23 protein-coding genes and 1 pseudogene are annotated in these 19,114 nt (G+C 62.3%); 13 read left to right on the forward strand and 11 right to left on the reverse strand.

Annotated features, from left to right (window positions below; translation table 11 throughout):
• Positions 1-192: 192 nt before the first annotated feature.
• A pseudogene (locus tag J2Z17_RS25400) lies at positions 193-408 on the forward strand (hypothetical protein); the annotation flags it as partial.
• A gap of 23 nt (positions 409-431) precedes the next feature.
• Positions 432-605: a type II toxin-antitoxin system HicA family toxin gene (locus J2Z17_RS09400; RefSeq protein ID WP_342454391.1), complete on the forward strand. Its 174-nt coding sequence runs from the start codon at positions 432-434 to the stop codon at positions 603-605.
• 71 nt (positions 606-676) lie between these two features.
• On the opposite strand, the gene mctP is transcribed toward J2Z17_RS09400, so the two are convergent.
• The 4 genes from mctP to J2Z17_RS09420 form a co-directional block, all read right to left on the reverse strand.
• Positions 677-2,152, reverse strand: a complete 1,476-nt coding sequence (gene mctP / locus J2Z17_RS09405) for a monocarboxylate uptake permease MctP (protein ID WP_209944172.1) — start codon at positions 2,150-2,152, stop codon at positions 677-679.
• A complete protein-coding gene (locus J2Z17_RS09410) occupies positions 2,142-2,339 on the reverse strand; it encodes a DUF3311 domain-containing protein (RefSeq protein WP_209944174.1) in 198 nt (65 codons plus the stop codon). The genes mctP and J2Z17_RS09410 overlap by 11 nt, the downstream gene beginning before the upstream one ends.
• A gap of 139 nt (positions 2,340-2,478) precedes the next feature.
• Complete coding sequence (locus J2Z17_RS09415) at positions 2,479-3,462, reverse strand: bifunctional riboflavin kinase/FAD synthetase (RefSeq protein WP_209944176.1); 984 nt, start codon at positions 3,460-3,462, stop codon at positions 2,479-2,481.
• A 14-nt stretch (positions 3,463-3,476) separates the two neighbouring features.
• Positions 3,477-4,328 (reverse strand): TIGR01459 family HAD-type hydrolase, encoded by an 852-nt coding sequence (locus J2Z17_RS09420; protein WP_209944178.1) that lies wholly within the window; start codon positions 4,326-4,328, stop codon positions 3,477-3,479.
• A gap of 234 nt (positions 4,329-4,562) precedes the next feature.
• Between J2Z17_RS09420 and J2Z17_RS09425 the strand changes: the two genes are divergently transcribed.
• The 4 genes from J2Z17_RS09425 (at position 4,563) to J2Z17_RS09440 (ending at position 8,478) form a co-directional block, all read left to right on the forward strand.
• The gene (locus J2Z17_RS09425; RefSeq protein WP_209944181.1) at positions 4,563-4,916 is read left to right on the forward strand and encodes a hypothetical protein; all 354 of its coding nucleotides are present in this window, start codon (positions 4,563-4,565) and stop codon (positions 4,914-4,916) included.
• Positions 4,917-5,234: 318 nt separating this feature from the next.
• On the forward strand, positions 5,235-5,531 hold the full coding sequence (gene groES / locus J2Z17_RS09430) for a co-chaperone GroES (RefSeq protein ID WP_209944183.1): 297 nt from the start codon (positions 5,235-5,237) through the stop codon (positions 5,529-5,531).
• 66 nt (positions 5,532-5,597) lie between these two features.
• A complete protein-coding gene (gene groL, locus J2Z17_RS09435) occupies positions 5,598-7,241 on the forward strand; it encodes a chaperonin GroEL (RefSeq protein WP_209944185.1) in 1,644 nt (547 codons plus the stop codon).
• A 793-nt stretch (positions 7,242-8,034) separates the two neighbouring features.
• Positions 8,035-8,478 carry a hypothetical protein gene (locus tag J2Z17_RS09440; protein WP_245223967.1) on the forward strand — a complete coding sequence of 148 codons (444 nt, stop codon included), beginning with the start codon at positions 8,035-8,037 and terminating at the stop codon, positions 8,476-8,478.
• A 9-nt stretch (positions 8,479-8,487) separates the two neighbouring features.
• On the opposite strand, the gene J2Z17_RS09445 is transcribed toward J2Z17_RS09440, so the two are convergent.
• Entirely contained in the window at positions 8,488-9,195 is a 708-nt protein-coding gene (locus J2Z17_RS09445; protein ID WP_209944189.1) for a glutathione binding-like protein, read from the reverse strand.
• Between the two features lie 163 nt (positions 9,196-9,358).
• Here J2Z17_RS09445 and J2Z17_RS09450 point away from each other — a divergent pair, with 163 nt between their 5' ends.
• Complete coding sequence (locus J2Z17_RS09450) at positions 9,359-9,820, forward strand: DoxX family protein (protein WP_209944191.1); 462 nt, start codon at positions 9,359-9,361, stop codon at positions 9,818-9,820.
• Positions 9,821-9,971: 151 nt separating this feature from the next.
• On the opposite strand, the gene J2Z17_RS09455 is transcribed toward J2Z17_RS09450, so the two are convergent.
• The 5 genes from J2Z17_RS09455 to hisS all read right to left on the reverse strand — a co-directional run bounded on the left by J2Z17_RS09455 (position 9,972) and on the right by hisS (position 14,688).
• Entirely contained in the window at positions 9,972-10,574 is a 603-nt protein-coding gene (locus J2Z17_RS09455; protein WP_209944193.1) for a class I SAM-dependent DNA methyltransferase, read from the reverse strand.
• Positions 10,574-11,269: an ATP phosphoribosyltransferase gene (hisG, locus tag J2Z17_RS09460; RefSeq protein WP_209944195.1), complete on the reverse strand. Its 696-nt coding sequence runs from the start codon at positions 11,267-11,269 to the stop codon at positions 10,574-10,576. Before hisG ends, J2Z17_RS09455 begins: the two co-directional genes overlap by 1 nt.
• Positions 11,266-12,390 carry an ATP phosphoribosyltransferase regulatory subunit gene (locus J2Z17_RS09465; protein ID WP_209944197.1) on the reverse strand — a complete coding sequence of 375 codons (1,125 nt, stop codon included), beginning with the start codon at positions 12,388-12,390 and terminating at the stop codon, positions 11,266-11,268. Before J2Z17_RS09465 ends, hisG begins: the two co-directional genes overlap by 4 nt.
• A 210-nt stretch (positions 12,391-12,600) precedes the next feature.
• Positions 12,601-13,008, reverse strand: coding sequence for a VOC family protein (locus J2Z17_RS09470; protein ID WP_209944199.1), 408 nt, complete (start codon positions 13,006-13,008; stop codon positions 12,601-12,603).
• A 162-nt stretch (positions 13,009-13,170) separates the two neighbouring features.
• Positions 13,171-14,688 carry a histidine--tRNA ligase gene (gene hisS / locus J2Z17_RS09475; protein WP_209944202.1) on the reverse strand — a complete coding sequence of 506 codons (1,518 nt, stop codon included), beginning with the start codon at positions 14,686-14,688 and terminating at the stop codon, positions 13,171-13,173.
• 138 nt (positions 14,689-14,826) lie between these two features.
• Between hisS and J2Z17_RS09480 the strand changes: the two genes are divergently transcribed.
• The 5 genes from J2Z17_RS09480 to copM all read left to right on the forward strand — a co-directional run bounded on the left by J2Z17_RS09480 (position 14,827) and on the right by copM (position 16,967).
• Entirely contained in the window at positions 14,827-15,054 is a 228-nt protein-coding gene (locus J2Z17_RS09480) for a DUF6290 family protein (RefSeq protein ID WP_209944204.1), read from the forward strand.
• A complete protein-coding gene (locus J2Z17_RS09485; RefSeq protein WP_209944206.1) occupies positions 15,038-15,307 on the forward strand; it encodes a type II toxin-antitoxin system RelE family toxin in 270 nt (89 codons plus the stop codon). The genes J2Z17_RS09480 and J2Z17_RS09485 overlap by 17 nt, the downstream gene beginning before the upstream one ends.
• A 3-nt stretch (positions 15,308-15,310) precedes the next feature.
• Positions 15,311-16,066, forward strand: coding sequence for a hypothetical protein (locus tag J2Z17_RS09490; RefSeq protein WP_209944208.1), 756 nt, complete (start codon positions 15,311-15,313; stop codon positions 16,064-16,066).
• A 64-nt stretch (positions 16,067-16,130) separates the two neighbouring features.
• A complete protein-coding gene (locus J2Z17_RS09495) occupies positions 16,131-16,520 on the forward strand; it encodes a hypothetical protein (protein ID WP_209944210.1) in 390 nt (129 codons plus the stop codon).
• A 63-nt stretch (positions 16,521-16,583) separates the two neighbouring features.
• Positions 16,584-16,967 (forward strand): CopM family metallochaperone, encoded by a 384-nt coding sequence (gene copM / locus J2Z17_RS09500; protein ID WP_209944212.1) that lies wholly within the window; start codon positions 16,584-16,586, stop codon positions 16,965-16,967.
• 39 nt (positions 16,968-17,006) lie between these two features.
• Here copM and J2Z17_RS09505 read toward each other — a convergent pair whose 3' ends face one another.
• The gene (locus J2Z17_RS09505; protein WP_209944359.1) at positions 17,007-17,888 is read right to left on the reverse strand and encodes a LysR family transcriptional regulator; all 882 of its coding nucleotides are present in this window, start codon (positions 17,886-17,888) and stop codon (positions 17,007-17,009) included.
• A 141-nt stretch (positions 17,889-18,029) separates the two neighbouring features.
• Between J2Z17_RS09505 and J2Z17_RS09510 the strand changes: the two genes are divergently transcribed.
• A complete protein-coding gene (locus tag J2Z17_RS09510; protein ID WP_209944214.1) occupies positions 18,030-19,076 on the forward strand; it encodes a YeiH family protein in 1,047 nt (348 codons plus the stop codon).
• Positions 19,077-19,114: the final 38 nt, after the last annotated feature.

The following is a 19,114-nucleotide window of genomic DNA, read 5'->3' on the forward strand; positions in this document are numbered from 1 at the left end:
CGGGATAGGATCATCAACCGCTTCATCGCCATGGTGGCGGTTGTTTAAGCGGTTTTGAGGCGAAAAGGAAGGGGGCAGAACGCCGTCGACCGATCGCTTTGGAAAATGCCTCGGATTGGCAGTATCATCACGCTATTCTTGAATAGACGGATCGATGACATGCTGAAGCGCAGCTAATACGTCAAGGCCCACTGGGATGACGAGGCCAAGGTCTTCCACTCGGAAAGCGACATTGAGGGTCTGCACATCGAATCCCCCACTCGCGACGCCTTCGAGGATGTGCTGTTCGACGCCGCAATCGATCTGATCGCCAGCAATCACATGCGCGCCAACGACCTGCACGGCAAAGATCTGCGTGACGTCATTCCGGCCATCATCTGGGAGCGGCCGGTGCCTGCCGCAGCGTGATGCCGGTCGGCTATTGCAGGCAGGTGACAAAGATCCTGGCGGCACTCGGGTATGCCTATTTCGCCAATATCAAGGGCTCGCACGACAAATGGCGGCACGGCGAGACCGGCAAACTGGTTCTGGTGCCGCACAATCTGCAAAGTCGCCATACGGCGAATGCGATACTGAAATCCGCCGGTTCGTCGGAGACAGTCTGAGGACAGAGAAAGCTTCAAACTAAAAAGGCGCGGACCGCAAAGCCCGCGCCTGTTCTCTCATGCGGCCGATATCACGCGGAGGCGGTCGCCCGGGCCGGCGTCAGCGCGTTGATGATCACCGCCACGGCGATGTTGGCGGCAAGCGCCAACAGGCCGATATAGACGGTGACGGGATTTTCGCCGAAGCCGATGGCCTGCAGCGGCTTCAGCCCGTTGATCCACACGAGCCAGGTGCCACCGAAAAAGCCCACGGCCCAGCCGGCCAGCAGTCCCGGAGCGCGGAACCAGCCGGTGTAGAGGCCGAAGACCAGCGCCGGCAGGGTCTGCAGGATCCAGATGCCGCCGAGCAATTGCAGGTCGAGCGCGAACTGCGTCGGCAGGAACAAAATCACCAGAAGAGCGCCGACCTTGACCACCAGCGATGTCAGCTTGGCGACCTTGGCTTCGCCGGCCGGATCGACATCCGGATTGACATAGGCCTTCCAGAAATTGCGGGTGAAGAGGTTGGCTGCCCCGATGCTCATCACCGCCGCCGGCACCAGCGCGCCGATGGCGATCGCGGCAAAGGCAAAACCGGCAAACCAGCTGGAAAACAGCGTCTGGAACAGCGCCGGCACGACATCTGTCGGGCTCGCCAGGGTGAGATGCGCCGCATGGCCCATGTAGCCGAGCAGGGCCAGCAGCCCGAGCAGCAGCGTGTAGGCCGGCAGCAGAACCGCATTCTTGCGGATCGTGTTGCCGCTGGCAGAGGCGAAGATGCCGGTCAGCGTGTGCGGATACATGAAGGCCGCCAGTGCCGAGCCGAGCGCCAGGCTGGCATAGGCGACATACTGGTTGGAGCCGAGCAGGATCGACCCGGAGCCCTTGGCGGCAAAGGCATCGCTTGCCGACTGGAACACATTGGCATAGCCGCCGAGTTTCGACGGGATCATCGCCACAGCAACGATCACCACGATATAAATCATGATGTCCTTGACGAAGGCGATCAGCGCCGGTGCCCGAAGACCCGCCGAATAGGTGTAGAGCGCCAGGATGATGAAGGCGACGGCCAGCGGCAATTCGCCGTGCAGGCCGAGCGCCTTGAACACCGCCGTCATGCCGACCAGCTGCAAGGCAATATAGGGCATGGTGGCGATGACGCCGGTGACGGCCACCGCAAGTTCCAGGCCACGCGAGCCGAACTGGCCATGAACCACGTCGCCCGCCGTCACGTAGCCATGGTCCTTTGCCCGCTTCCACAGCAGCGGCATCACCATGAAGACGAAGGGATAGACGAGGATCGTGTAAGGCAATGCGAAGAAGCCATAGGCGCCGACAGCATAGACCAGCGCCGGCACGGCGATCACCGTATAGGCGGTATAGAAGTCGCCGCCGACGAGGAACCAGGTGATCCAGGTGCCGAAATTACGGCCGCCAAGACCCCATTCATCGATATGCGCCATGGTCGCCGGTCGGCGCCAGCGGGCGGCGACAAAGCCCATGATGGTGACAAGCACGAAAAAGAAGATGAAGACGCCGAGCGCCACCGGATTGATATCAGTCGTCATGGCGCATGCTCCGGTAGGCGATCCAGGTCAGGAGCGCAGTGATCGGAACCCAGGCGAGCTGGTACCAGTAGAAAAACGGGAAATCGAGAAAGACGGGATCGTGCTTGTTGTAAAACGGGATCCAGAGCAATCCGATATAGGGAATGACGAGCAGCCAACAGGCCGCTGTTCCAAATCGCTTGTTCATGATGATGCTGCCTTCAGGCGGGTGAGAAATAGAGTTGAACTCTATTAATTATACATCGCAGCAAATAGCTCAAGATCGAATATTCTGAAATCTTGCGGGCGCAGCCGCGCCCGAAGAAGGCCGTCAATCATGAAGGCTTTCAGGCGAAGCAGAGGCGCCGATCGAGATCGGAAAGCGGTGTGACGCCAGCCAGTAGCGCCCTTGCCTCTTCCTCGTCTTGCCGGATCTGGGCGACCAGCGGATCGAGACCGTCGAATTTCAGCTCGTCGCGCAGATGACCGAAGAAGGAGACCGTGCAGATCTCCCCATAGAGATCGGCGGCGAAATCGAAGATGAAGGTTTCCAGCAAGGGTGCGCCGTCATCGGTCACGGTCGGCCGGTAGCCGAAGCTCGCAACGCCGTCATGTGGCGAACCGTCGGCGCGACGAAGGCGCACCGCATAGATTCCGGGCTTCAGCTCGCACTCGCCGGCCAGCGCCATGTTGGCGGTCGGATAGCCGAGCGTGCGGCCCAGTTGCTGGCCCTTGATCACCTCGGCAGCGACCGTGAACCGGTAGCCGAGAAGGCCCGCGACTTCCGCCACCTCCCCCTGTCCGAGCAGTGCCCGGATACGGCTCGAGGAGACGATATCGGCATTCTCGTCGCGAAAGGCGTCAACCAGTGTGACGCCGAAACCGTAGCTCTCGCCGGCCGCCATCAGGAAGGCCGGCCCACCCTCGCGCCCCTTGCCGAAATGGAAATCGAAGCCGGTCACGACATGACTGGCCCCCAGCCAGTCGATCAGGATCGAGCGGATGAATTCGTCGGCGGAACGCTGAGAGAACGCCCGGTCGAACGGATATTCGATCACCGACTGGAAGCCCATGGCCTCCAGTACCTTCGCCCGCACCGGCGCCGGCGTCAGCCGGAAAACCGGTTTGTCCGGGTTGAACACCGAGCGCGGATGCGGCTCGAAGGTCAGCGCCAGGGCCGGAACGCCGAGGCGCCCGGCAATCTCGAGCGCCCGGCTCAAGACCGCCTGGTGACCGCGATGCACGCCGTCGAAATTGCCGATGGCAATGACGCCGCCTTTCAGCGTGTCGGGAAGCGGCGTCTTGTGTTCGTTGCGGTGAAAGACGGTCATGGGCTCAGAAGGGTTCAGGCGAGACGCTGCATCCAGAAACGCGGGGTCGCCTTTTCGCGTTCGAGATAGGCGTTGAGCAGGGCTTCATCGGTCTCGCCGTCGAGGGTGTATTCGCCGGCATGGATGCCGCCGGAGATATAGAGCAGATCGAGACCGTAATCGAGAGCGCCCTTGACGTCGGTCGGCATCCCGTCGCCGACGCCGAGGACGCGGGTCATGTCGATGTCGGTGCCGCGCGCTTCACGGGCAGCCGCAATCGCCGCCTCGTAGATCGGCCGATGCGGCTTGCCGGCAATGCGTGTCGCGCCGCCAAGCTGCCCATAATAGGCGGCGACCGCACCGGCGCAGGGGATCAGCCTGTGGCCGCGCTCGACCACCAGATCCGGATTGGCGCAGATCAGCGGCACGTTCCGGCCGGCAAATGTCGTCAGCATGTCGTGATAGTCTTCCGGCACTTCCTTCTCGTCGTCGAAAAAGCCGGTGCAGACGATCGCATCGGCCTCTTCTGCCGGGACAGCCTCGGCGCCGGTGCCGTCGAGCAGCGGCAGATCGCGCTCGGGACCGAGCAGGAAGACCTTTTTCGGGCCTTCGGCGATCAGCTTGCGGGTCACGTCGCCAGACGTGACGATCCGGTCATAGGCGGTGTCGAGCACGCCGATCTGGCGCAGCTGGGTGATAACGCCCGGTGACGGACGGGGCGAATTGGTGATCAGCACGACGGTAAGCCCGGCCTCGCGCGCCGCCGCCAGCGCCTGTGACGCCGGATCGAAGGCATCGACACCGTTATGAAGCACGCCCCAGACATCGCAGAGGATCACGTCGTAGTCGCCGATCGCTTCGTTCAGTGCCTGAATGCGCTTAGCCATGTCATCGTCCCATATCGAAATGTCACGCGTCACATCGCAAACCGGCCGGCTGATTACAAGAGAGATTGCGTTGAAACGGCAGGGAAAGCCGATAGCGGCAGGCGCAAACGTCCGATTTTCAGCCCAGGACCGTCGGGTCGCGGCACCGGAACGACCGTGTTGACCTCGACCATGGTTGAGGAACTAGCCTGGCAGAATGGGAACCTCAACCGCACCAGAACGGGAGATATGAAGATGATGCCGCCACCCGATAGCGGACGCTCGGTCTTTCGCCTCGACACCTTCCTCTGCCCCGCAGCCCATGTCGCTGCCTTTGCCGAAAGGCTGGCGACCATCCACGGCTATGTTGGTACACTGGACGGCTGCCTCTATAATCGCGTCCTCGTCGCGCATGGAACCCCCGTCGTAAAGATCGCGACGCTCGTCGAATGGAGGGACGCGGCCGCCATGGCAGCGGCCAAGACCGCGATGGCGGATTTCCACGCCAAGGAAGGCTTCGACCCCGCACGGTTCATGGCCGAACTGGAGATCATCGGCGAATTCGGCAGTTATCACGACGCGCTTTACGACGGCAAAACGGTCACATAACGCCGCTCGGATCGGCGCCGGTGCGGCTGGCATGCGCCATCCCGCCGGGCGCCGTTGCAGCGTTTACCATGCCTGCCGATTCCGGTCGTGTGCGCATCACAAGACGGTTGACCCGAAAGGCTCGGCCGGTCAGACACATTCCCGTCACTGCGGGCGCCTATAAAACCGATGACGTTGCGAAGAGAATTTCTCGCTTTTTCTTGACTCAGCCTTTTTCCATCCCTAGATCGAAGCCGCTAGCACTCCACCGACGAGAGTGCTAACAACATCCAGGCGGGCTCGATGCCCGCGAATGTCATTCGATCGAGGTATTAGACAATGGCAAGCACCAATTTCCGTCCGCTGCACGACCGCGTTGTAGTCAAGCGCGTCGAGTCTGAAGAAAAGACCAAGGGTGGCATCATCATCCCCGACACCGCCAAGGAAAAGCCGGCTGAAGGCGAAATCGTTGCCGTCGGCTCGGGCGTTCGCGACGACAAGGGCGCACTCGTTGCACTCGACGTCAAGGTCGGCGACCGCGTTCTGTTCGGCAAGTGGTCGGGCACCGAAGTCAAGCTCGATGGCACGGATCTCCTGATCATGAAGGAATCCGACATCATGGGCGTTATCGGCTGAACTGCCGAAGACCCCTCTTCCCGATAAACAATTCACCAATGGGCTTGATGCCCGGGAGTTTTGAAAATGGCTGCTAAAGAAATCAAGTTTGGCCGCACTGCGCGCGAAAAGATGCTGCACGGCGTCGATATCCTCGCTGACGCTGTGAAGGTTACGCTCGGCCCCAAGGGTCGTAACGTCATCATCGACAAGTCCTTCGGCGCACCGCGCATCACCAAGGACGGCGTATCGGTTGCCAAGGAAATCGAACTCGAAGACAAGTTCGAAAACATGGGCGCCCAGATGGTCCGCGAAGTTGCTTCGAAGACCAACGACATCGCCGGCGACGGCACCACCACGGCGACCGTTCTGGCCCAGGCCATCGTGCGCGAAGGCAACAAGGCTGTTGCTGCCGGCATGAACCCGATGGACCTGAAGCGCGGTATCGACCTCGCTGTCGGCGAAGTCGTGAAGGACCTCCAGGCCAAGGCCAAGAAGATCTCGACCTCGGAAGAAGTTGCCCAGGTCGGCACGATCTCCGCCAATGGCGACACGCAGGTCGGCAAGGACATTGCCGAAGCCATGCAGAAGGTCGGCAACGAGGGTGTCATCACCGTCGAAGAAGCCAAGACCGCTGAAACCGAACTCGAAGTCGTCGAAGGCATGCAGTTCGACCGCGGCTACCTGTCGCCTTACTTCGTGACCAACCCGGAAAAGATGATTGCGGATCTCGAAGACGCATACATCCTGCTCCACGAAAAGAAGCTCTCGAACCTCCAGGCCATGCTGCCGGTTCTGGAAGCTGTCGTTCAGTCGGGCAAGCCGCTCGTCATCATCGCTGAAGACGTCGAAGGCGAAGCTCTGGCAACGCTCGTCGTCAACAAGCTGCGTGGCGGCCTGAAGATCGCTGCCGTCAAGGCTCCGGGCTTCGGCGATCGCCGCAAGGCCATGCTGGAAGACATCGCGATCCTCACCGGCGGTACGGTTATCTCCGAAGATCTCGGCATCAAGCTCGAAAATGTCACGCTCGACATGCTCGGCCGCGCCAAGAAGGTCTCGATCACCAAGGAAAACACCACGATCGTCGACGGTGCCGGCCAGAAGTCGGACATCGAAGGTCGCGTTTCCCAGATCAAGGCTCAGATCGAAGAGACCTCGTCCGATTACGACCGCGAAAAGCTGCAGGAACGTCTTGCCAAGCTCGCTGGCGGTGTTGCCGTTATCCGCGTTGGCGGCTCGACGGAAATCGAAGTCAAGGAACGCAAGGACCGCATCGACGACGCTCTGAACGCAACGCGCGCTGCTGTTCAGGAAGGTATCGTTCCCGGCGGTGGCACAGCCCTCCTGCGTTCGTCGACCAAGATCACCGTCAAGGGTGCGAACGATGACCAGGAAGCTGGCATCAACATCGTTCGCAAGGCTCTGCAGTCGCTCGTCCGTCAGATCGCCACCAACGCTGGTGACGAGGCTTCGATCGTTGTCGGCAAGATCCTCGACGGCGACACGGACAACTTCGGCTACAACGCCCAGACGTCGGAATATGGCGACATGATCGCCATGGGTATCGTCGACCCGGTCAAGGTTGTGCGTACGGCTCTGCAGAACGCAGCTTCGGTTGCTTCGCTGCTGATCACGACGGAAGCCATGATTGCCGAGCTTCCGAAGAAGGAAGCAGCCGGCGGCGGCATGCCTGACATGGGCGGCATGGGCGGCATGGGCGGCATGATGTAATAAGGCGACAGCCTTATTACGATAAGCTGACCATCAAGCACGCCCATGTTCCAAAGTGTTTCAGCGCGTCAAGCGCGCTGAAATCGCGGCATGGGCATCGGAATGCAAGACTTCGGTCCTTGCCTGCCGGTTAAGCGCTTACGTTTGAAAAGGGTGATCTTCGGGTCGCCCTTTTTTATTGAGTGCCGGCATATCTCCCAAGATCTTGGGATAGTCAAAGTGCGGCCAAAGGGTTTGAGTTGCTTTCGAAGCAGAAACAAGCCGCGTTCGACGTCTCTCGACTGTCCTTTTATCAATACAAAGCACAGGTTTACGCGTCTCCCACAGTGACTTTCGCAAACACTGTCATTGCATTGGAAGCTAGAATTTATCAAATTGACTATATTGCGCGCGCACAATCGATGATTGATTAGATTTCTATTGATGCTACATCTTGTTGCGAAAAGAACGCGCTTCTCCGGCATCCGGCGTCGACGGATGCGCTGAATGCCGAGGCTCCCGCCCTGGCATTGAGAGACCGGAAGAGCCTGACGATCCTATTGCGGGTCCGTATTGCCTCTGCTCATCGGGTATCGGAGGCCGACTTCGGATCGCATCTCGAAAAGCATTTGCATATCTTTGAATACGACCTTGTTTGCGTAATCGTGATGGAGAGGAGTACACAGTAAATCGATCATCGGTCGCGCATCCACCACGTAGGGAGCGATCGCCATTAAGCCGGGGGGCCAATGGGACGGTCGCATGTTTCTGCCTTTGCCGGCAGTTTTCTTGGCCGCGACATTTGGGGAATGTATTGTTCAAGATAGCCGATTCCACACTGACAAAGACGATCGACCCGTTCTTCGAACTGGCCGGGCGGTTGGCGCCTGAACTGATGGAGCGCTACGCGGTCACAGAGGATTGGGAGGGCGACCTTGCCAACGGCGTCATGCGGCTTGGCGACCGCGCCGCGATCCTGCACGAATTGCCCGGTGGCGAATGCGGATTGCTGACCATGATGCGCAGATACGACCCCCAGGACAGGGGCCGCATCCTGCAACTGTTCGAACAGGCGGCCGCCGCATCCTCGCAATTCTGCTACACCACGACCATCCGCCAGTCCGGCGACCGGCGCCAGCCGATCTTCTGCATCGGCCAGTCGCGCGAAATGGACAGCTCCGCCGGTGCGTCGATGACCGGCATCTTCATCTTTCCGCGTTTTCACACCGAACATCCGCTGCTGGCCAGCCAGAGCTGACCGTGTCCCTCAGGGACGCGGCGGGATATTCAGACCCTTCTGGCTTGCCGGTCGTGCCGCCGCACGCTCGACCCAGGCCATCGTCTTCGGATAGGCATCCAGACCGATGACATCGGCGGCGTCATAGCCTTCGCGCAAGGCCCGCACCCAGGGGAAGGTAGCGATGTCGGCGATGGTATAGTCGTCGCCCGCCAGCCATTGCCGCTTGCCCAGTTCTCCCTCGATCACGCCGAGCAATCTGCGGGTCTCGTCGCGATAGCGTTCCATCGGATAGGGATTGTCGGCCACCTTGTCGGCTGCAAACTTGTAGAAATGCCCGAACTGGCCGAACATCGGCCCGACGCCGCCGACCTGGAAAAACAGCCATTGCAGCACGGCGTAACGGCCCGCGCCCTCCTTCGGCATCAGCCGGCCGGTCTTGTCGGCCAGGTAGGTCAGGATCGCCCCCGTCTCGAAAATGCCGATCGGCTGCCCGTCCGGGCCGTTCGGATCGATCATTGCCGGGATCTTGCCGTTCGGGTTCAGGGACAGGAATTCCTCGGACTTCTGGTCGTTGGTCGAAAACGAGATCAGGTGCGCCTCATAGGCGAGCCCCAGTTCCTCCAGCGCAATCGCCGCCTTCACGCCGTTTGGCGTCGGCAGCGAATAAAGCTGGATCGCGTCGGGATTGGTGGCCGGCCAGCGGCGTGCCACGGGAAATCGGGAGAGGTCGGTCATGAGCAGGTTCCTTTCAAGGTCGATGACGGCCGGGCCATCGTTCTATATTGATGAACAATATGTGCAACGTCGTTTATCTATCCAAGACAGTCGCGAGAGGCCATCTTCGCGCCATCACTTAACGCATGCCCTTCGCGCAACAAGCGCACCCTGGAGAAATTCCATGACCTCGTCCAACACCTCGACCCAGAATGCCGTCGTCCTCGTCGCCCGCATCCTGCTCTCCTTCATGTTCATCTATTCCGGCTTCGGCAAGCTTGCCGATCCCGCCGCCACCGCCGGCATGATCAGCGGCGCCGGAATGCCGGCCGCCACGGCCCTTGCCTATCTGGCAGGCCTGTTCGAACTTCTTTCCGGCCTTGCGGTTCTCGTCGGCTTTCAGACGAAGATCGCCGGCTGGCTGTTGGCCCTCTTCTGTGTCTTCACCGGTCTCGTCTTTCATTCCGGCACGGTTGCCGTTGAAGGCTGGCCGGATGCGGCCACCGGCTGGATCAATGCACTGAATGGCATCATGCTGATGAAGAACATCACGCTGGCCGGCGCCTATATCCTGCTCGCCACCTTCGGCCCGGGCGCCTATTCGCTCGACGTCCGCCGCGGCGCGGCCCTGCCGGTCGCCGCCTGAGGCATCCCTGCTCGGGGCGATCGCCATACGAAAAAAGCCGTCGGAGCGATCCGGCGGCTTTTTTCAATGCCTCTATGCGGGCGCCGTGACCGGACGCAATGGCTCGCCACGCGGCGCGCGAAAACCGGGTCCGGCCTTGGCTGGCCTGGTTTCATAGCCGCCGCGTGGCAAGCCATACGGTTGCTCCGCCGCATGTCCGGTCATCGCGGACATGCTCAACGACGGTGAAGCCGTTCTCGTCCAGCAGCTCCCGATAGGCCCGAGACGCCAGGCTTTCGTGAAACAGGGCCTCGCCTTCGAATACGCCGATTGCGACGCCTGCCTTTGAGCCGGAGGTGAACATCAGCGCGCCATCCGCCCGCAGATGTTTCGAAAAGATCGCAAACATCCGCCTTTGGTCATCGGCCGTCAGGTGAAAGAAGCTGTGCCAGGCAATGATGCCCTCGAATGTCCTGCCGAGTGCGATGTGGCGCATATCGCCCACGTGCCATTCTGCGGTCGGCAGGCGCGCTTTGCACAGTGCGATCATCCTGGAGGACGTATCGATGCCGGTTACCCGATATCCGCGGCGGACAAGATCGGCGGCGATCGGCTCACCCGTGCCGCAGCCGAGGTCGAGCAGCGCGGCATCCGGCGACAGGCCTGCACAGAAGCGGTCAAGCCAGGGCTTTTCGAACAGCGTCTTGCCACGTGTCCGGTCGAAGGCATCCGCATGGCGCTCGTAGAGCCCGGGGATGGCCGCCGACGGCTCCATCAGAGCGCCGTCCGTATCGCATCGACGATGCGCGACACCGTCTGACTGCCGTCATGCTCGGCCTTGCGGGCCCGGACAAGGCAGGCTTCCGATTTCAGGATCACGCCGTCCTTGAGGATCTTCAGGTGATTGGCCTTCAGCGTCGAGCCGGTGGAGGTGATGTCGACGATGATGTCGGCCTGGCCGGCGGCAGGCGCGCCCTCCGTCGCGCCCAGGCTCTCGACGATGCGGTAGAGCTGGATGCCGTGCTGGCGGGAGAAATGCTGCTGGGTCAGGCGCCAGTATTTGGTGGCAATCGTCAGGCGCCGGCCGTGACGGCTGCGAAAATCGGCAGCGACATCGCCGAGGTCTGCCATGCTGTCGACGTCGAGCCAGATATCCGGGACGGCGACGACGACATCGGCATGGCCGAAGCCGAGCCGGGCGCAGAATTCGACCCGGGCATCGGCGTCGGCCAGCCCTTCGCGGACCAGATCCTCACCGGTGACGCCGAAATCGACGGTGCCATTGCCGATCTCGCGGGAGATTTCCGAGGCCGACAGGAAGGCGATCTCGATATCGTCGGCGCCTTCGACGCGGCCGCGATAGGAGCGGTCATTGCCGACGGCCTCGATCTTCAGCCCGGCCTTTTCGAAAATCCCGGAGGCGGCTTCCTTCATGCGTCCCTTGGAGGGCAGTGCGATGGTGATCGTCATGCGGATGTCCTCGCAGCCTCGATCCGGTCGAGCCAGATGGAAAAGCCGACGGCCGGAATATGGCTTTCGGCACCGAGCAGGGTCAGCAACCGGTCAAAGCGGCCACCGCCGACCAGCACCGCCTGATCGTCATCCGCGTCGAGGATCTCGAAGACCAGGCCGGTATAATAGTCGAGCGGACGGCCGAAGGCGGCCCTGTAGGTGATGGTGGAAAGGTCGATGCCGAGATTGGCAAGGGCCGCCACCCGTTCGTCGAAGCGCGAGACGGCGCCGCCGAGCTTGAGGCCGGCCGCGTCGGCAAAACCGACCAACGCCGAGGACGCCTCGTCCAGCGGCAGTTCGAGCGACAGGAATTCCTGCAGCAGCGACAGCGTGCGTTCGTCAAGCCGCGTCGCCGCCAGGATCAGCTTCTCCTTCAGCCGCGCGGCGATTTCCGCCGGCGCGCGGCTGGCATTGGTGGAGTAGCCGGTCGCATGCATGGTCTCGTCGATATGGGCGATCAGCGCGGCGTCATCCCCCGAAGCCACCAGCGAGGCGACCTTGAAGTCCAGCCCGTCGACCGGATGGGCGGTGGCCAGATCCTGCAGCAGTTGTGCGAGGCGGTCGGCATTGCCGAAACTCTGGATCAACCGCTTGCGCCATCCGGCCGGCAGGCCGAGCGCATTGACCACCGCTTCGAACACGGCCTGGTCGCCAAGCGTGACGGCCAGTCTGCGGCCGGGCAGCACGCGATCGAGCACGGCAATGGCATCGCCGATCACCCGCGCATCGGCACCGGCCGTTGCCGTATCACCGAGATCCTCGATGCCCGCCTGGTAGAATTCGTTCTCGCCTTCGCGGCGTTGCCGGAAGACCTCGCCAAGATAGGCATAGCGCTTGGGCGTGCCGGTGGCGGTCTGGATGTGACGCAGGCAGACGGGGATGGTGAATTCGGGGCGCAGGCAAAGGCTTTCGCCGCGCTCGTTTTCGGTGAGAAAGATCCGCCGGCGCAGATCCTCGCCCGCCATGTCCAGAAACGGCTCGGCCGGCTGGATCACCGGCGTATCGACACGGGTCGTGCGGCGGTTGGCAAACTCTGCCAGAATGTCACCGGTGAAGTCCGGCATGTCGATCATGGGCATGAACTATCCCGACGTCTTTTTCTCGATAGGCTTCGGGACGAAGCGAACACCACCCTTTGGCGGCCATGTCAACGACTGGTGTCGTTCCGGCGGCATTTTTATCGGAATGCGGGCGCGGTTCGCACCGTCGCCCATACCCGGGATTGCCGCACGGCATTCGCTCCTGAGCCCGGAGGAATTCCCGATCCATCCGCCTGCTGCATAGGCCCGTCAGGTGGCGGCAAGCATCTGCCTGTCCTCCTCGGTTCTGCTCATGATCGAGAGCTGCATGAATTCGATCCGGTTGCCGAACGGATCGAAGGCGTGGAAACGTTCATAGTCCCCGACGATGTCGGCGGCCGCGACTTCGTGGCCGGCATTGCGGATCTGCTCCATCATGCTTTTCAGTTCCTCGACGAGAAAGGCCGGATGAGCCTTGCGCGACGGCCTGAACTCCTCCTCGACACCCAGATGGATCTTGACATTGCCGACGGCGAACCAACACCCTCCGCGCGCCTTCAGATTATCGGGCTTTTCCACCTCGGGTATGCCGAGAAGCCCCTCGTAGAAGGCGCGGGCCTTGTCTTCGCCGCCCACCGGCATGGCAAGCTGGACATGATCGATCGCTAGCAGAGACATCCCCCGGCCCTCCTGTTTTCACCAGTATCGGTTAGAAACAGGACGCCGGGGCGGGCCAAAGGTTCCCGTATCGGGCGAAATCGCGATGGCCGACGGCAACCGGCAGTATGCGCAACATGCCGATTGGATCTGCGAGCAGGGGCGCCCGCCCGGAGACGACGATTACGGTGCCCGGCGGCGATCTTCCGCATGAGCCTCGAGAATCTCCCGCACCTTGGCAACGAGGTCGGCTTCGGCAACTTCTACCTGCGCCACCCGCGCCTCGCGCCAGGCGGCATTGTCCTCGATCTCGCCGGACAAGCGCTTGCCCTCGATCAGGTCCTTCAACTGAACCACGCCCTTTTCGCGCTCGTCGCCACCCTGGATGATGGCGATCGGGCAGTCACGCCGGTCGGCATATTTCAGCTGGTTCCCGAACTTCTTCCAGTTGCCCTGGTACATCTCGGCCCGGATACCCTCGGCACGCAGCGCCTGGGTGAAGCGCTGGTATCTGCCCATGCTGTCGACATCGCCGTCCATGACGGTGATCAGCACCGGCGCGACCACCTCGTCGGCGCCGAGCTTGCCGAGGTTCTTCAACGCCGTCATCAGGCGCGAGACGCCGATGGAAAACCCGGTTGCCGGCACCGGCTGCCCCATGAAGCGCGACACGAGACCATCATAACGCCCGCCGCCGCCGACCGAACCGAAGACGACCTTCTCGCCCTTCTCGTTGGTGACGTCGAAGAGGAGTTCGGCTTCGAACACGGGGCCGGTGTAATATTCCAGACCGCGCACGACCGACGGGTCGATCTTGATGCGAGTGGCATCGTAGCCGGCGCTGACGGCGAGGCTGCCGATCATGTTCAGCTCCTCGACGCCTTCGCCGCCCTTGGCTGTACCGGCCACAAGAGACGCCAGTGCCTCGGCGCTCTTGGCGTAGTCCTCGATTCCGACAAAGAACAGCACCTTTTCGATCTGTTCCCCGTTCAGCCCGGCACCCTTGGTAAAGTCACCGCTCTCATCCTTGCGGCCCTCGCCGAGCAGCAGCTTCACGCCGTCCGGACCGAACTTGTCGAGCTTGTCGATGGCGCGCAGGACGTTCAGGCGCTGGCCGGCATTGTCTTCGCCGCCGAGACCGATCGCCTCCATCACACCGTCGAGAACCTTGCGGTTGTTGACCCGGATCACATAGTCGCCGCGCGCAATGCCGAGGGCTTCCATGGTGTCGGCCATCATCATGCACATCTCGGCATCCGCCTGGACACCCGGCGCGCCGACGGTGTCGGCGTCGAACTGCATGAACTGGCGGAAACGGCCCGGGCCCGGCTTCTCGTTGCGGAAGACATAGCCGGCGCGATAGGTGCGGTAGGGCAGCTGGATCTCGTTGAAATTCTCCGCCACATGACGGGCGAGCGGCGCCGTCAGGTCATAGCGCAGGCTCATCCACTGGTCGTCGTCATCCTGCAGGGAGAAGACGCCCTCGTTCGGCCGGTCGCTGTCGGGCAGGAACTTGCCGAGCGCATCGGTATATTCAAACAGCGGGGTCTCGACCGGGTCGAAACCGTAGCGCTCGTAGACCTCGCGGATCTTCGCGGTCATCTCGTTGACGGCGCGGATGTCGTGGGCCTCGCGATCGACGAAACCGCGCGGCAGGCGGGCCTTGAGTTTCTGCGGCTTCTTCTTGGTCTTGTCGCTCATGTCGGGAACCGGGATTTCTTCTGATTTTCAGGGATTGCCGGTGTCTTAGAGGATCGGGCTTTTCGCGGCAAGGGTGAAGGCTTCCGGGCGGCGGGCGGCAATGGTATATTCACCGCGGTTCTTTCCAGGGACAAGACCATGAACAAGCGCGTCACCATCGAAATGCCTGACGACATGCACCGTCTCATCCTCAAATATGCCGAGGAAGCGGGCAAGGCACCCGATGCCTATATGCTCGACATCCTCGAAGAACGGCTGGAGGACGCCTATTTCGTCAAACGTGCCGAGGAGGCGCTCGACGCGATCGAACGCGGGGAAAGCCGGATCGTCAGCGGCGAAGAGTTCTGGCGTGGCCTGGACGATTGAGTATAACCGCGCAGCTCGAAAGCATGTGGCCAAACTGGACCCGCAAACACGCAAACGGATCCGGACATTCCTTGAGCAGCGGCTGGCATCCCTCACCAACCCGCGGCAAATCGGTCGTGCGCTGGAAGGGGTCGAGCGCGGGCATCTGTGGCGCTACCGGGTTGGCGACTACCGGATCATCTGCGATATCCAGGACGCGCGTGTCGTCGTTCTCGTCATCGAGATCGGCCACCGTTCCCAGGTCTATCGCTGAGCCATGATCCTCGAAGCACTCAACTACGCCGCCACCTGGCCGCTGACCGGTCCCGACAGCCGGCGTGCGATCCGCGCCTCCGTCAATCTCTGCGCACGGGCCGGGCGCTGCGCGCGGGACTGGGCCGATCACGAAGAGAAGACCAAGACGGCCATCCTGCAGGCGGCGGCGCGCTGCCGGCAGAAGCGTACGGCCGTGGTCCTCGGCTCCGGCCTGTTGCGGGATGTGCCCATCGTCGAACTTGCCCGCCTGTTCGACACCGTTGTCCTGGTCGATCTCGTGCATCTGGCAAGCGTGCGGGCCTGGCTGATGCTGAAACGCCTGCGGCATGTGCGGCTGATCGAGCGCGACCTTTCCGGTTACGCGGCGCTGACAACCGGCGACACTCCGGAGCCGCTCGGCTTCCTGCGCCAGGTGCCCTATCTCGACCTCGTCGTTTCGGCCAACCTGCTGTCGCAGATCGCCACAGGTACGAAACGGCGGCTGGAAGCCGATCCGGCAGGCGGCCAGCCGGATACTGTCATCCCGGCTCTTGTCGCGGCGCATCTCGATGCCCTTGCCGCAGTTCCCGCCTCCACCTGCCTCGTCACCGATATCGGCTACCGCGTGGTCGATCGCGGCGGCAAGATGCATGAAGAGGTCGACCTGATGCGCGGCGCAATCCTGCCGCCAGAGCGGGCCGAATGGGACTGGCCGGTCGTGCCCTTCGGCGAGGAGAGCCCCGACTACCAGGTCGTTCATCGCGTCATCGTGATCTGACCGGAGCTTAGCCTGGCTGGAAAGCGCTTTCTTTCGCCGTGATCTGCGCGCAAAACTCAGCATCATGATCCGGGTTCTTCGCCTCCTCTTTCTGCTTGCAGCCCTTGCCTATGGCGCTGTGCCGATGGCCTCAGCGGCTATGCCGGTGACAGGACACCAGGGCATTGCGGCGCATGTCATGCCGATGGCAGACGAGGGATTGCAAAGGCTTGCCATGGTGGATTGCGCCCATGAGGCGGCGATGTTGCCAGCTGCCGTCGAGCACGGTGAAGGCAGCAAGGGGAAACGGCCGGGGCATCTCGCCAGCGGGCATTGCGCCGCCTGCCAGACGCTTGCGGCGGCGATTGCCTTTCCGCAAGGCTGGCGTTTCGGCCGTTCGCCGAATGCAATCGAGATCATCCGCTTGCTGCAATCCACGCCGCCCACGCCGCCGGATCGCCCGCCCCGCGCCTGAGGCTTGCAGACCGGTCCTTCGACCGGAGACGCGACCCATTCCATTCAGACAAAGGACAGTTCCATGACAAAGACCGCAATTCTCGCGGCAGCCCTTGCGCTTGCCGGTTTCTCCACCGTCACCCTCGCCAATGCGCAGGATGCCAGTCCGCACCAGGATCACGGGACGATGACCATGCCAATGCCGAACGATCAACCATCGTCAAAGGCTTTCGAAGCGGCGAACATGAAGATGCACAAGGATATGGCCGTGCCGCTGAGCGGCAGGACCGATGTCGATTTCGTCGCCTCGATGATCCCGCACCATCAAGGTGCTATCGACATGGCGAAGATCGAGCTCGCATATGGCAAGGATCCGGAGATCCGCAAACTTGCCGAAGAGATCGTCACCGCCCAGCAAGCCGAGATCGCGATGATGAAGGCCTGGCTCGCAAGGCAGGCGCAATAAGGCGCGGAAAAACCGGTGGCCGCCGCGTCGACGCGGCGGTCACCTCTCGCGGCTGATGGCGATCAGGGCTTCGGTTGCCCGGCTCGCACGGCGCTCCTTGTGGCGCAGCAGTGTGAAGCGCCGCGTCGGCAAACGGTAATTGGCCTTGACCAGCAGCCCCTCATGCAGCTGCGATTCCGCGGCAATCCCCGAGACCACGGCCGCACAGGGACCGGCGCGCGTCGCCGACAGCACCGCCTCGTTGGAAGGAAATGTCAGCACCACCTTGAGATGCTGCAGGTCGATCCCCTCCGCCAGCAGCGCCTGCTCGAAGGCCTGGCGGGTGCCGGACCCGGTCTCGCGCAGCACCCAGGTGGACAACAGCAGATCCTTAGGCTTCAGCAGCCGCCCGTCCGCCCAGGCGTGATCCGGCGCCGTGACGATCTGCAACGCATCATCGGCAACCGGCGTGACGCTGAGCGCGCCGTCATCGACCCTGCCTTCGACGAAGCCGATCTCGGCAATGCCCTCGCGCACCGCATGGGCGACGGAGGCGGTGTTGCCGATCGTCAGCGACAGGTCGATCCCCGGATAGCGCGCGTGAAACCGCATCAACAGCGGCGGCAACCAGTAGCTCGCCACCGTCTGGCTGGCATGGATCGACAGGCTGCCGCGCTCCAGCCCGCCCATTTCGGACAGCATCAGCTCGGCCGCCTGGATGCGCGCTACCGTTGCCCGCGCCTCGGCCAGGAAAGCCTGTCCCTCGCCCGTCAGTTCGATCCGTCGCCCCACCCGGTTGAACAGCGCGACGCCGTAAAAGGCCTCGAGCTTCTTGATCGACGAACTGACGGCCGAAGGCGTCAGCCGGATCGCCTCGGCGGCGCGCGTCAGGTGCTCACGTTCGGCCACGGCGACGAAGATGACGAGCTGTTCGATGGTCATCATGAGAGGAAGAGACTCAAGGCGAAGATCAAGGGAAGCAATATCATTCGATTTTAGAGAATGAAACGTAACATATTATTCGATGGAAGATAAGGCTCAGGGAACCGTATTTTGGGAAGGCAACCTCAAGGCCAGATCGAAATGTCCATCGTGTCCCCCATCGCCTCCCCGACGCCGTCCCGTCCCCTCTCGGCCTGCGCCATGCGCATCGCACCCGGTCTCCTGCTCTGTCTAGCGGTAACGGGCCTTGCCATCGGGCTGGAAACGCTGGAAGAAAATCTGCTCGGAGGCCGCTGGCTGGAAAGCCTGGTGCTGGCGATCATCCTCGGCGCCATGATCCGTTCCGGCCTGACGCTATCGCCACGGTTTCACGCGGGCATCGATTTCAGCGCAAAGTTCCTGCTGGAACTCGCGGTCGTGCTGCTCGGCGCATCGATCAGCACCGCGACGCTGGAAGAAGCCGGTTTCGGCCTTGTCGGAGGCATTGCAGGGGGTGTGGCCGTCTCGCTCATCGCCAGCTATTTCGTCGGCCGCATGCTGGGACTTCCGGCCAAGCTTGCCACCCTGGTCGCCTGCGGCAACTCGATCTGCGGCAATTCGGCAATCGCCGCCGCTGCCCCGGTCATCGACGCGCCATCGGACGACGTCGCGGCCTCGATCGCCTTCACCGCCGTGCTCGGCGTCATCGCCGTGCTGGTCATGCCGCTGGTCATGGAGCCGCTTGGCATGGACGCTGTCCAGTATGGCACCTTTGCCGGCATGACCGTCTATGCCGTGCCGCAGGTGCTGGCCGCCACCGCGCCGATCGGGCTGATCAGCGTGCAGACCGGCACTGTGGTCAAGCTGATCCGCGTGCTCATGCTCGGCCCCGTGCTGCTGGTACTCGGCGTGATCCATGGACGCAGTGGCGGGCATATGTCGCTGCGCCATATCCTGCCCTGGTTCATCCTCGGCTTTGCCGTGATGATGGGGCTTCGCTCGTTCGACCTGATCCCCGCACTGGCGCTGAAGCCGATCTCGGAAACGTCCAGCGTGCTGACCATCATCGCCATGGCGGCCCTCGGTCTGTCGGTCGATGTACGCCATGTCGCCAAGGCCGGCGGCCGGGTCATCGCGGCGGCCAGCGTCTCGCTGCTGCTGCTCTGCGGCATCAGCCTGCTGTTGATCCACTGGCTGCAGGTCGGCTGAGACTTCGCCTTTTCAAAACCCGCTTTAGGTCCTAGTTT

This window comes from Heterorhizobium halophytocola (assembly GCF_017873095.1).
GTDB lineage: Bacteria > Pseudomonadota > Alphaproteobacteria > Rhizobiales > Rhizobiaceae > Allorhizobium > Allorhizobium halophytocola.